We start from the raw sequence: 12,076 nt of genomic DNA, 5'->3' as shown, positions 1-12,076 counted from the left end.
GAGCATTTGAGGGCGGCATCGGCTGCGCCATCGCTTGACTTGCCACAGCAGAACAGACCCAATCGGCGGAGCAGCCTTCGYGCCTCAGTGGCGCGCTYGGCGCGCGCGGGGGACAGGATATAGAGCCAAAGGCKACGCACTCTGCGAAGCAGRTGGCGGTTTGAGAGAGGCTGAGCGCATGGCCGGCTTGGGCGAGCTTCAAAAATGCGGCGCTGGAACTTCACCTTCGTCGACAACTGAAAGAAACCCGGAAGATAGGCCCAGGTCAGAAGCGAGCCGGGCACACCTGATGCAGGGGATGCCCGACATCGCAAATGCGCCGGATCCTCGCGATTGGCTCGCGGCCATCATCGACGGTTCCGAAGAYGCTATCGTCAGCAAGAATCTCAACGGGATCATCCAGAGCTGGAATCCGGGCGCAACACGGCTCTTCGGCTATGCSGCCGACGAGGTCATCGGCAAGTCGATCACGATTCTGATCCCRCAGGAYCGCCTSGATGAGGAGCCGTTGATCCTTGCCCWAATCCAGAGCGGCAAGCGCGTGGAGCATTTCGAAACCAAGCGCCGYCGGAAGGATGGCTCGCTAGTGGACATTTCGCTGACCATCTCGCCCATTCGCAACGAGAACGGCGTCATCGTCGGCGCATCCAAAATTGCGCGCGACATCACCGAGAAGCGCGCGGCACAGGAGCAGCAGCAGCTTCTAATGGGTGAGATGCGCCATCGGGTGAAGAACCTGTTCGCACTGGCCAAGGCCATCGTTGCGATCAGCGCGAAGACGTCGGCGAACCAGGGCGACATCATCGCGGACGTGCAAGCCAGRTTGTCCTCGTTAGCGCGCGCGCATGATCTGATCATGTCGGACCGATTGCTCGGTCCGGAAAACGAGCAGCATGTGGGGCTGCTGACACTCGTCCGGACGATCCTCGAACCCTATGCCACGGACGACCGCATCAGCGTTCGCGGCAATGATTGCGATGTCGACGGAAAGTCAGTCACCAATCTGGCGTTGCTGCTGCACGAGTTGGCGACGAACGCTGCCAAGCACGGATCGCTTTCAACCGAGACGGGGCRGCTTGAGGTTGAGGTCTCCRCCGACGATGATCGGACACGCATCCTTTGGCGAGAARCAGGTGGTCCCCCGCCCGCGCCTGGCAGGGCCGGATTCGGCAGTCGCCTCGAAGGAGGACTTGCCAGCGCGCTGAACGCGACGGTGGAGCGTGATTGGCAACCGACAGGGCTGGTAGTGTCAATTGCCATCTCTCGGGCTGCGATGAGCGCGTGACCCGGAAAGTCGGTGTTTGCCATCCAATGGCACCCGCATGATTGTTCTCGGGTGACGCGCCAGGCTTGCTGTTCGCTTATGGCGCAACGCACTCAGACCGGCCTACGGCGCTTGCCACCCCGGTCGTCATTTTGAGTATCCGCTTGAGGAAGCTATGCAGTAGCAGCGACGCATCGGTGCGCGGGGCGAACCCAACTTGAACAGCCGTCAAATCGAAGTGTTCGCCGCTGTCATGAAAGCTGGAACGGTTTCTCGGGCGGCAGAAATCCTTGGGGTGACGCAGCCTGGCGTCAGCCGCCTGATCGCGGAGCTCGAACGATCCCTCGGCTTCGCCTTGTTCGAACATCGCCTCCGTTACCGATCAGCGCCTTGGCCAGCGCGATCGGCGTGCGTTGCTCGGACCGGTAACGGAACTCAATGAGACGGCGCGATATCCCGATCGGCAGGAAGGCGATCAGGATATGGAACAGCGAAAGGGCGAGCTTCCGCTTCGCTGAAAAATAGTCCCCGCTGATGACCCTGATCAGCATGGGAAGTTGCCGAAAGCGATCCATGCGCCGGTCGATCGACGCAAGGACCGACTTCTTCTCAAGGTAAAAGAAGGTCTGTTCGGCATCGAGCTGCAGCCTCGCGCTCCCCGCCGGCATGACCCGATTGAGATGGCCTATGAGGTTTCGGAAGCGCTGCATGTGCTGCTCGATCCTGGCGCCGTCGATGGCTCGACCGACGCCGGAGATGTTGCGATCGTGAACGCGATAGAGCCCGAGCTCCTGTGGCAGCGAGACGACCTCGCCAAAGAAGGGGGCCGCGAGGACGATGATCCCGTCGACCGCGTCGTCATAATCGGCGTCACGCAGCAATTCGCAGAGGTCGCGCCTGAACACGTTCCCGGAGGTCGGCGGGCTGACATAGACGCCGGTCCGGCGGACACGCTCGCTCAGATCGCTCGTCATCCGAATCTGGTCGGGCTCGGGAACGGCCGAGCCCAGCCTGTTGCCGTCGCGGTCGATGCGGCTGAGGCAGAATTGCAGCTTGGCGACCGACGGATCGAGCCGCGGGATGATCACATCGAGTGCGCCGGGGGCGAGCTCGTCATCGGCATCGAGGAACAGCACGAAGGGCGCCGTGGTCCGGTCGAGGCCGAAGATGCAGGCGCGGCGCTGGCCGCCGTTCTCGGTCCGGTAGGCCGTTACTCCCGTCCTGCCGATGACGTCCCAGGAGGCGTCGGTCGAGCCGTCGTCGACGACAATCAATTCACAGTCGTCGCGGCCCTGCGCGAGCACGCTGCGGATCGCACGCGCGACATATTCCGCATAGTTGAAGCAGTTGATGATTACCGCGAGCCTGGGAGTCGAACCGGTCATGCGCCGCTCCGCTGAAATCTAAAGCCTGCGGCGCATCCACCATGGCGCAGGGCCCGCGCCAGCGGCGACGAAGCGCCCCATTTGGCGCGGACATTGCAAGAGCCGTACCGGGCCGATCGGCGGCTCCGGAGCGATGGTCGAGCGCGCGATGCCGGACGGGAAGACCAGGGTCCTCTACATCGTGCCGCCGACGCGGTCGTTTGCCGGCATCGAGCGCGTCACCGATTCGATCTGCTCGGCGCTGGCGAGCGAGTACAGAGGCGATCTCGAGATCTCCGTCCTCTACACGTCGCCCTTCGAGCAGATCGTCGGCCAGCCGCGGCCATACGACGTCCTTCTCAGCTTCTCGAATGGACGGCTGGACTTGCTGCGGCGGGTTCGGAAGACGATTGCCGGCGGCCAGTTCGACCTCGTCGTGGTGCCGCAGGTCGAGCCGACGGCCGTGTTCTGGCTCGCCTGCCTCGGCATCAGGCGCCGCTTCATCCTCTACCTTCACGGCAATCCCAGGCTCGAGCGGCGCTCATTCAAGGCAACCGTCCTGTTCGAGGCCATGCGGTTTCTGGTCCTGCCGCGGCTGGCGCGCGTCTTCGGGACGTCGCCGCGCCAGCTCGACGCCTTCCGACGCGATTATCCCAGCAAGGTCGAACATGTCTGGGTGCCAAATCCCGTGCGCTCCTTCGATACGCCCGTGCCTATGCCGGCGCCCGCGATCGGCCGTCCGATCCGCTTCGTCACGGTGGGTCGGTTCGCCTATCAGAAGGGCTACGACGTCCTTCTGCGCGCCTTTGCCGCCTTCTGCGAGACGCGCAGGGGTGCCGAGCTTGCGCTCGTCGGCTATGGCGAGGAGGAGGCGGCGATCCGCGCCCTGATCGACGAACTCGGCCTCGCCGACCGGGTCAGGATCGAGCACTATCCTGACAGCCCGGCCATTCCGCTGTCGAACAGCGACGTCTATCTGTCGGGCGCACGCTGGGAAGGCTGGTCTCTGGCCATCTGCGAGGCGCTGCGCTTCGGCCTGCCGGTGATCGCCTTCGATTGCGAATTCGGACCCAGCGACATCCTTGTCGACAACCGGCTCGGCCGGCTCGTGCCGCTGGGCGACATGGCCGGTTTCGTCGAGGCGATGGTGCATTATCACGACCATGTCGTGTCGCAGCGCCGCGATGCGCAATACCGCATCGACTACATCGATCGTTTCAGCCTCGACAAGGTCGTGCATGCCCATGCACAGGCCCTGCTCGCCGCCGATGGGCGCGCCCAGCCACGGTCAGCCGTCGCCGGGGGCAGCCTGACAGCCGCGCCAGCCGGCGCATCCTGAGCCCATGGCGGCCGCGCTCATGCCCGGCGATAAACGTTTTCGTAGCGGACGGTGTCATCCTCGCCCGGATGGGAGCCGGATCGTCGAAGCCCGTGTCATCGGGGCGATCTTCACCAGCTCCTCGCCGCTGGTTTGAGCCGCTCCACGCCCCACACCAGCGCAAAACCCAGCCCAAGGCCGGCGGCCTTGATCCAGACGTCGTGGATGGTGCCGTGCCGCGTCGGCGACCAGCTCTGGGCGAGTTCGAGCGAGATCACCGCGGCAAGGCCAGCGGCGAAGATGAGAAAGCGCTGCCGAGGATAGCCGATCGCGAAGGCGGCGGCCGCGGCGAGGAAAGCGAGGCCTCGCTCGAAATCCGGCATCAGCCAGGCGACGGATGGCCGCTGCTCGATGCCGGACAATGTCGCATGGACGATCACGAGCATCAGCGCCCAGCCGAAGAAGCGGGCGAGGCGGCGGATGGCGACCATCCGCGCCCGCACCAAGCGCAGGAGGCGGGCGGCCCAATTGCTCGATCTGGGCCCGCTGCGCAGCATGCGCCCGAGATCGGTGTCGTCGATCTCGGTGCGCCAGGCGGCGATCATCGATTGCTGCTCCCGCAACTGTTCGAGCCGGCGGAAGGCCGCCATCATCTGCGCCTCCGCCTCGACCAGCCTGGCCTCGTCGGTCGGCTCGCGCTCAAAATAGATGCCGTCCTCATTGCCGAGCAGCGCTGCCGCGCGGGTGCGAGCCTCGTCGAGCCGGCGCGACAACCCGGAACTTTCGCGCTCGATCGCGGCGAGCGCCTGCTCAAGCTGCCCGTAGAGCGGTCCCAGCCTGTCGAGATCCGTGTCGCGGTCTCGATCCGAACTCCGAAACCGGACAGGCAACGTCATCGCCCCCTCTCCCATCGCAATGGCAGGCCGCGGCAAGAGGCGCGATCGCGCAAGCCGCTGTTGCGGGGATCATCAGCAATTCATGTGCCAGAAGGCCCGCGGCGCAAGCGCTCAGCGAGGCTGGCGCGGCCCGAGGAGATCGAGGACGCCACGCGGACGCGGCTCATCGCCGGTCGCGCTGCGCGACCTGAGGACGGCGACGAGCACGGCGCAAACGGCGACGATCGCACTGGCGACCACGGCGGTGGCGACGAACGCGACAAGCAGGCCATGCGGCCACATCAACCAGAGGGTCAGCGCACCGCTGGCGATGGCAGCCAGGAAGAAGACGATCAGCATCGCTCGTGCTTTCGCGGCTCGCTATCGGCCAGTGACTATAGCTTTGCTCGCCGTCCCGAGAAAGGCTTCGGGCGCGCGTGGGATTTCCACCAGCCTGGCCCCTCATGGTTAAGGGCACGCTAACGGCCCTCGAGGGACTGGCAACGGATTTGCTTGGGGGTTTGCCAGAGTGGTCTGCCGTGGAGTGTTTTGTGAGATACCTCACTCTCTCTGCCTCCCTTGCCCCGCAATGCGCCTGGGCCGCGACCCGCATGCTTGCGCTGCTTGTCGCGGCGCTGGCAACGGTCCTTGCCGACGGCGCGCGAGCGGGCGCAAACGAGTTCGAATACCGTGTCGCCGCGCAGGATCGGCTGAAGATCAAGGTATCGGAATGGCGGCCGAACTCGCGCGAGCTCTTCGAATGGTCGGCTCTCAGCGGCGAGTTCGCCGTCAGCTCCACCGGCATGCTCTCGCTGCCGGTGGTCGGCACCTTCTCGGTCGACGGCAAGGCGCCGGCCGAGATCGCGGCGCTGATTTCGGAGCGGCTGAAGGAGACCGCCGGGCTGGTCAATGCGCCGGCAGCGGCCGTCGAGATCGCGCAATATCGGCCGATCTACGTGGTCGGCTCCGTCGAAAAACCCGGCGAATATGCCTTCCGGCCGACGATGACCACCTTGCAGGCGGTCGCGATCGCAGGCGGGTTCCAGCGCATGGAGCTGGCGCTGGGCCGTTTCGAGCGCGAGACGATCGTCGCCGAGGGCGAGATTCGCGTCCAGCAGACGCAGTTGCTGGCCCTGCAGATGCGTCGCGACAGGTTGCTGGCCGAAACGCGACAGGCAGAAGCGATCACGTTCTCCGAGGATGTGCGCGGGAACCTCGATGAGGGAGCCGCCCAGGCGATGCGTGAGGAGAGCGCATTGTTCGCCTCGCGTCGCAATGCCGTTCGCTCGCAACTCGACCTCCTGCAGCAATCGCGCGGCCTGATCGAGGAGGAGCTGCGTACGCTCGGCGCCAAGGCGGTGACCCAGCAGCGCCAGCAGGATCTGATCCGCCGCGAACTCGACAATATCAACAGCTTGATGAGCAAAGGGCTGGCCGTGAGTCCGCGCCAGCTCGCGGTCGAGCAAAACCTGGCGCAATCCGAGAGCCAGGGCCTCGATCTGATGCTGGCGACGGCGCGTGCGAAACAGGAGATCAGCCGCATCGACCGCATGCGCGCCGATGTGCAGAACCAGCGCGAGATCGATATCGGGCGCGAGTTGCGCGAGACCCAGCTCTCGCTCAAGCAGTCGGAAGACCGGATCGCGTCGCTGCGCGCGCTCATCCATGAATCGACCGCGCTCGCGCCAAGGCTGCAGAGCCAGCAGGAAAAGCAGCTCGCCCGCATGCGCTTCAGCGTCCAGAGGCGCCAGGGCGACACGGTCAACGAGATCGCGGTCGAGGAGACCTCGCCAATCCTGCCCGGGGATATCGTCAGGGTCGAGCGAGCCTCGTTGCAATCGATCATCTCGGCGCTGCCCCCTGCCGGACCGGCCGGGGCGCAGAACTAGAGCATTTTCGAGCGAAGTGGACACCGGTTCGCGTGAAGAAAATGCGATAAAACAAAGAGATGGAGCATTCCCACGATTCGGAGAAACGTGGAAATGCTGTAGCTATCGCTGGCACATCCGAGCCGATTTGCGATCGGCTCAACCAGGCTCCCGTCCATGCGGAGGCAAGCCTATGCTGTCATCCGAGCGCCCCGCTCGCATTTTCCTCGCAGACGAACACCCGATCTTCCTGGCGGGACTGCGGTTCTGCCTGGCCGAGCAACCGAACATCGCTGTTGTCGGCGAGGCCCATTCCTCCGCCGACCTCGCGAAAGTCATCGAGAAGGCAGCTCCAGACGTCGCGGTCGTCGGCGATGATTTCAACGGGATTTCAGTCGTCGAAAGCCTGCTGAACGATCTGCCATCGCAGCGGATCCTCGTCGTGGCCGAGGAACTCGACAATGCCCGCGCCCACCGCCTGCTCGCTTTCGGCGTGCGCGGCTACGTCCTCAAGCAGTCGCCCGTTTCAGTCGTGTGCAAGGCGATCGCCACGGTCCTCCGCGGCGGCTCCTTCCTCGATTCCCCCCACTCCATTCTGACGGTCGGGGGAACGCGGCGCGGCTCGGTCCTGACCGAGAGGGAGAAAGAAATCCTCCGCCTGATCGCTCTCGGATTCAGTATTCGCGAGGCGGCTGCGCGGATCGGGATCACCAAGAAATCGGCGGAAACCTACAAGGCGCGCGCCAGCAGCAAGCTGAGCATCGAGAGCCGCCAGCAGATCGTGCAATACGCGATTACCCAGGGATGGTTTCAGTCCCACGACTAAAGAATTTAAACTGCCGTCGAGCGAACCCGACATCGATGGCGCTGCCTTCCAGCTGCGTCACCGCCGCCCGGCGAAGGCTCGCATGCCATGACGGCCGGCTCGCCGTTGGCGCAGAAAGCGGCGGAATTGCATCAAATCTGTCAGGCATTTTACTGACAACGTTCAGTTTGTAGCCAGCCCGCAATCGGCCTGAGCAAATATGCTGCAACGCACAAAATCCTATTGCGATGTATTCGATGCTCGTTAATAATCTGTTAATATGCAGATTATGAGTAGGGTGCTGCAATGAGCCGCTTTCCGGACTCGCAAAATTTGCCGGCGTCCTTAGCTTTGCACATGCGTGCATCGCGAAGCGAATACAGCTCGATGCGGAGCATAGTAAAAAGAGCCATCGACATTGCGGCAGGTGTTGCTCTCGTTCTCCTGCTTGCGCCGCTGATGCTGCTCATCGCCGCCTTGATCCGGGCGGGCGACGGCGGCCCGGCCCTCTTCAAGCAGCCGAGGATCGGCCGCAGCGGTAAGGGTTTCCGCTGCTTGAAGTTCCGCACCATGGCCATCAATGCCGATGAGGCGCTGCAGCATCTGCTGGCCTCCGATCCGGTCGCCGCGCAGGAATGGGCCGAAAGCCAGAAACTCACATACGACCCACGGATTACACCGGTCGGCGCCTTCCTCCGTCGCTCGAGCCTGGACGAGCTGCCGCAGCTCTTCAACATCATAGCCGGCGAGAYGAGCTTCGTCGGGCCGCGCCCGATCGTGGCAGCCGAGCGCGAACGCTATGGCGAAGCCTTCAGCCACTGTTTCTCGGTTCCGCCCGGGCTGACAGGCCTCTGGCAGATCAGCGGCCGCAGCGATTGCTCCTATGCCACCCGCGTCTCGCTCGACAGCCAGTACGCCTCGGAATGGCACCTCCTGCTCGACGCCAAGATCCTGGTGAAGACAGTGCCGGCGGTGCTGATGCAGCGCGGCAGCCGATAAGGCAGCCGCAGGACGACGGTGCCGGACGTGCCACGCCCGGACCACGAGAGTTCCATGGAGTTCCTCGGCCCATGAAAATAGCGATCGTCCACTACTGGCTCGTCGGCATGCGCGGCGGCGAGAAGGTCATCGAGGCGCTGTGCCGGATGTATCCCGACGCGGATGTCTTCACCCATGTCTATGTGCCCGACGCGGTCTCCGACGAGATCCGCCGCCACAAGGTCACGACGAGTTTCGTCGGCAGGCTGCCGCGCGCTGCGAAGTTCTACCAGCGCTATCTGCCGCTGATGCCGCTGGCGCTCGAACAGCTCGACTTGCGCGGCTATGACCTGGTCATCTCCAGCGAGTCCGGACCGGCCAAGGGGATCGTGCCGCCGCCCGGCGCGATGCACATCTGCTATTGCCATTCGCCGATGCGCTATATCTGGAACATGTTCCACGAATACAGGGAACGTGCCGGGCCGATCACGCGCCTGATGATGCCGGCCTTGGCCCATTACATCCGCAACTGGGACAGCGTCACGGCCAATCGCGTCGATCACTTCGTCGCCAACTCCGAGACGGTCGCCACGCGGCTGCACCGCTATTATCGCCGCGCCTCGACGGTGATCCATCCGCCGGTCGATGTCGACGCTTTCGAGGTGCTGCCGAACGATCTCGTCGAGGATTACTGCCTGATGGTCGGCGAGCTCGTCGGCTACAAACGGCCCGAGCTCGCCGTCGAAGCCTTCAATCGCACCGGCCGACGCCTGGTCGTGATCGGCGGGGGCGAAATGCTCGCCGAGTTGCGCCGGATCGCCAAGCCGAACGTCCAGGTGCTCGGGCCGCAGCCCTTCAGCGCCCTGCGCCATCATTACTCGCGCTGCCGCGCCCTGATCTTCCCGGGCGAGGAGGATTTCGGGATCGTGCCCGTCGAGGCCATGGCGAGCGGACGGCCGGTGATCGCGTTCCGCCGCGGCGGTGCGACCGAGACCGTGATCGACGGCATGAGCGGCGTCTTCTTCGACGAGCAGAGCGTCGATGCGCTCATCGCCGCCGAGGAGCGGGCCAGGGCGATCACCTGGCAGCCGCGCGAGATCGCGGCCTATGCCCGCAATTTCTCGACCGCCGTCTTCGAGAAGCAGATGGCCCTCCACATCAACCAGCTGCTCAAGCCGCTCGCCGGGACGTTCTCGATGGCCATGCCGCCGGCTCAGCCACGCCCGGCCCTGGTCCAGAGCCTGGCCTGAACGAGGCCGGCCCTTTGCGATATCGAGGAAGAACCTGATGCAGACGATCTACCAGAGCGAAGTCTATGCCGATTTGAACCCGACCTGGCATGAGGAGGATTCGCCCTGGAAGGCGCGGCAGGTCGAGGCCATCCTGCGCAAGAACGCGATCGTCTTCGACAAGGCCTGCGAGGTCGGCTGCGGCACCGGCGAGATCCTGTTCAACCTGGCGAAGGCCTTTCCGGCGGCGCGCTTCCATGGCTACGAGATCTCGCCGCACGCCTATCAGCGCGCCAAGTACAAGGAGACCGACACGGTCACGTTCTCGCTCGGCGATTTCACGACCGAGGGCCCGTCGGACTATGACCTGCTCGTCATCGCCGACGTGATCGAGCATGTCGAGGACTACATCGCCTTCATCAAGGCGCTGCGCGGCAAGGGCCGCTACAAGGTCTTCCACATCCCGCTCGATCTTTCCGTCCAGTCACTGCTGCGCGGCTGGCCGATCACCAAGCTGCGCGAGAATGTCGGCCACCTGCATTATTTCTTCAAGGAGACGGCACTCGCGACCCTGGCGGATTGCGGCTACCGGGTCATCGATCACGCCTACACCGCGAGTCGGCTGGAGCTGCCCAACCAGGCGCTGAGCAGCCGGCTGATGCGCCTGCCGCGCCGGCTCTGCTTCTCGCTCAATCCGGACCTGGCGGTCCGGGTGCTGGGCGGCTACTCGCTGATGGTGCTGGCCGAATGACCATGGCGTGCGGGCACGATCAGGCTGGAGGCGGGCCGTCGCCATCGCGGAAGGCTCGGCTGCGATGAGCATCGAGCCGATCGGCGTGCTGACGATCCTGATCGGCCTGGTCTGCCTGATGCTCGGCACGGGCGCGCTCGTCCATGGGCTCGCGATCATGGCGGTCCTCGGTGCGGCCGCGGCCATGCTGATCGGCGCCGCCAACATCCAACCCGGGCATGTGATGCTGGTTTTCCTGGTCTGCGGCGTGCTGAGCCGCCGCCGCGAGGCCGCGGCCGCCATTCGGACCCTGCATCCGGACGAGCCCGCATTCTGGTTCACCTGCCTCGTCGTCTATGGCGTCGCCAGCGCCTTCCTGATGCCGCGCGTGTTCGCGGGCATCACCGAGATCATCCCGCTTGGGACCACGGCCTTCGACGATACCGGCTCGACGGTGCCGCTGGCGCCGGTCTCGAGCAATGTCACGCAGAGCCTCTATCTTTCGACCACCCTGCTCTGCCTGATCACGCTGACCGCCATTGCCGCGACGCGCGAGGGCTTCYCGGCCGTCTTCAACGGGCTGCTCGCCTGCTGCATCGCCAACACCGTCTTCGCCATCCTCGACATCGCGACCTACTCCACCGGCACGCAGGAGCTGCTCGGCTTCATCCGCAATGCCCGCTACACGCTGCACACCGACTCAGAGATCGCCGGGATGAAGCGGATCGTCGGCTCGTATACGGAGGCTTCGGTCTTCGCGCGCTCGACGCTCGGCGTCCTCGGCTTCACCGGCACCTTGTGGCTCTGCGGCGTGCGCCCGCGGCTCACCGGCATCCTCGCCGGGCTCTCGCTCGTCCTGATCGTGCTGTCRACGTCCTCGACCGGATTGGTCGGCGCGCCGGTGATGCTCCTCCTGCTCTATGCCTTCGCCATCGCCCGGCTCGTGCTGGGCAATGGGGTGCGGCTGACAGCCATCTTCGCACTCGGTGCGCCGGTCGTCGGGCTGGCGGTCGTCCTGCTTCTCCTGCTCGATCCCGACGCGGTGGCGAAAATCTACGGCTATGTCGACCTCGTCGTGCTCAACAAGGCGAGTTCCGATTCCGGGGTCGAACGCAGCTCCTGGAACGTCATCTCATTCCAGAACTTCCTCGACAGCTGGGGGCTCGGCGTTGGGGTGGGAACCGCGCGCGCCTCGAGCTTTGCCGTCGCGCTGCTCGCGAGCGTCGGGGTTCCCGGCGCCCTCTTCTATGCGGTCTTCGTCTTCGAATGCTTCCTGCGCCCGCGCGGCCGGCCGGGCAGCCTGGAGGCGGACATCGCCGTCGCCACGCGCAATGGCTATGTCGGCCTGCTGGTCGGCGACCTGCTCGTCGGCCCGGTCATCGATCAGGGCTTCTTCTTCTGCATGCTGGCTGCGCTCGCGGCCGCGATCAGGCCGCGAACCTCCCGCATTCCCGGGCCTGTCCCCTTGGCCACCGGAGCGAGGATATGACCGAGACCTTCGCGGTGAACGGCCGCTTCCTGTCGCAGGCCATGACCGGCGTGCAGCGCTATGCGCGCAACGTCGTCTCGGCCCTCGACGAGGGCCTGGCAGCGGCAGGCCGGAAAGCCATCCTGGTCGCGCCGCGCGGCGCCGACGCCATGGCGC

General features: G+C 64.9%; 11 protein-coding genes and 1 pseudogene. 9 read left to right on the top strand and 3 right to left on the bottom strand.

All coding sequences use genetic code 11. The features are described 5' to 3' along the window. Positions 1–298: 298 nt before the first annotated feature. Together AB4Y99_RS18685 and AB4Y99_RS18680 are read left to right on the top strand one after the other, a co-directional pair. Positions 299–1,285: a PAS domain S-box protein gene (locus tag AB4Y99_RS18685; protein ID WP_441524366.1), complete on the top strand. Its 987-nt coding sequence runs from the start codon at positions 299–301 to the stop codon at positions 1,283–1,285. Positions 1,286–1,517: 232 nt separating this feature from the next. After that, positions 1,518–1,571, top strand: a pseudogene (locus AB4Y99_RS18680) (hypothetical protein); the annotation flags it as partial. A gap of 4 nt (positions 1,572–1,575) precedes the next feature. Here AB4Y99_RS18680 and AB4Y99_RS18675 read toward each other — a convergent pair. Further along, positions 1,576–2,649: a glycosyltransferase family 2 protein gene (locus AB4Y99_RS18675; RefSeq protein WP_441524365.1), complete on the bottom strand. Its 1,074-nt coding sequence runs from the start codon at positions 2,647–2,649 to the stop codon at positions 1,576–1,578. Between the two features lie 148 nt (positions 2,650–2,797). On the opposite strand from AB4Y99_RS18675, the gene AB4Y99_RS18670 reads away from it, so the two are divergent. Further along, on the top strand, positions 2,798–3,967 hold the full coding sequence (locus AB4Y99_RS18670) for a glycosyltransferase (RefSeq protein ID WP_441524364.1): 1,170 nt from the start codon (positions 2,798–2,800) through the stop codon (positions 3,965–3,967). Positions 3,968–4,077: 110 nt separating this feature from the next. Here the strand turns inward: AB4Y99_RS18670 and AB4Y99_RS18665 are convergent, their stop codons facing one another. Further along, a complete protein-coding gene (locus AB4Y99_RS18665) occupies positions 4,078–4,842 on the bottom strand; it encodes a hypothetical protein (protein ID WP_441524363.1) in 765 nt (254 codons plus the stop codon). Positions 4,843–4,953: 111 nt separating this feature from the next. After that, entirely contained in the window at positions 4,954–5,181 is a 228-nt protein-coding gene (locus AB4Y99_RS18660; protein WP_441524362.1) for a hypothetical protein, read from the bottom strand. A 251-nt stretch (positions 5,182–5,432) separates the two neighbouring features. Here AB4Y99_RS18660 and AB4Y99_RS18655 point away from each other — a divergent pair, with 251 nt between their 5' ends. The 6 genes from AB4Y99_RS18655 (at position 5,433) to AB4Y99_RS18630 (ending at position 11,920) form a co-directional block, all read left to right on the top strand. Then, positions 5,433–6,710 carry a polysaccharide biosynthesis/export family protein gene (locus AB4Y99_RS18655; RefSeq protein WP_441524361.1) on the top strand — a complete coding sequence of 426 codons (1,278 nt, stop codon included), beginning with the start codon at positions 5,433–5,435 and terminating at the stop codon, positions 6,708–6,710. Positions 6,711–6,882: 172 nt separating this feature from the next. Further along, positions 6,883–7,515, top strand: coding sequence for a LuxR C-terminal-related transcriptional regulator (locus AB4Y99_RS18650; RefSeq protein ID WP_441524360.1), 633 nt, complete (start codon positions 6,883–6,885; stop codon positions 7,513–7,515). 285 nt (positions 7,516–7,800) lie between these two features. Next, positions 7,801–8,493 carry a sugar transferase gene (locus tag AB4Y99_RS18645; RefSeq protein WP_441524359.1) on the top strand — a complete coding sequence of 231 codons (693 nt, stop codon included), beginning with the start codon at positions 7,801–7,803 and terminating at the stop codon, positions 8,491–8,493. A 71-nt stretch (positions 8,494–8,564) separates the two neighbouring features. Beyond that, complete coding sequence (locus tag AB4Y99_RS18640) at positions 8,565–9,722, top strand: glycosyltransferase (RefSeq protein WP_051987807.1); 1,158 nt, start codon at positions 8,565–8,567, stop codon at positions 9,720–9,722. Positions 9,723–9,759: 37 nt separating this feature from the next. Then, complete coding sequence (locus AB4Y99_RS18635; RefSeq protein WP_112764196.1) at positions 9,760–10,452, top strand: class I SAM-dependent methyltransferase; 693 nt, start codon at positions 9,760–9,762, stop codon at positions 10,450–10,452. 64 nt (positions 10,453–10,516) lie between these two features. Beyond that, positions 10,517–11,920 (top strand): hypothetical protein, encoded by a 1,404-nt coding sequence (locus tag AB4Y99_RS18630; RefSeq protein ID WP_441524358.1) that lies wholly within the window; start codon positions 10,517–10,519, stop codon positions 11,918–11,920. Positions 11,921–12,076 lie beyond the last annotated feature (156 nt).

The organism is Allobosea sp. TAB14, assembly GCF_052113865.1.
Classification (GTDB): Bacteria; Pseudomonadota; Alphaproteobacteria; order Rhizobiales; family Beijerinckiaceae; genus Allobosea; species Allobosea spartocytisi.
The sequence above is the reverse complement of the archived record's forward strand: the minus strand, read 5'-3'. Positions and strand labels throughout refer to the sequence as shown.

Bases quoted from the DNA above. Each gene is read 5' to 3' on its own strand.
- AB4Y99_RS18670 (WP_441524364.1), top strand. From the start codon at position 2,798: ATGCCGGACGGGAAGACCAGGGTCCTCTACATCGTGCCGCCGACGCGG.
- AB4Y99_RS18655 (WP_441524361.1), top strand. From the start codon at position 5,433: ATGCTTGCGCTGCTTGTCGCGGCGCTGGCAACGGTCCTTGCCGACGGC.
- AB4Y99_RS18665 (WP_441524363.1), bottom strand. From the start codon at position 4,842: ATGACGTTGCCTGTCCGGTTTCGGAGTTCGGATCGAGACCGCGACACG.
- AB4Y99_RS18635 (WP_112764196.1), top strand. From the start codon at position 9,760: ATGCAGACGATCTACCAGAGCGAAGTCTATGCCGATTTGAACCCGACC.
- AB4Y99_RS18650 (WP_441524360.1), top strand. From the start codon at position 6,883: ATGCTGTCATCCGAGCGCCCCGCTCGCATTTTCCTCGCAGACGAACAC.
- AB4Y99_RS18660 (WP_441524362.1), bottom strand. From the start codon at position 5,181: ATGCTGATCGTCTTCTTCCTGGCTGCCATCGCCAGCGGTGCGCTGACC.
- AB4Y99_RS18640 (WP_051987807.1), top strand. From the start codon at position 8,565: ATGAAAATAGCGATCGTCCACTACTGGCTCGTCGGCATGCGCGGCGGC.
- AB4Y99_RS18675 (WP_441524365.1), bottom strand. From the start codon at position 2,649: ATGACCGGTTCGACTCCCAGGCTCGCGGTAATCATCAACTGCTTCAAC.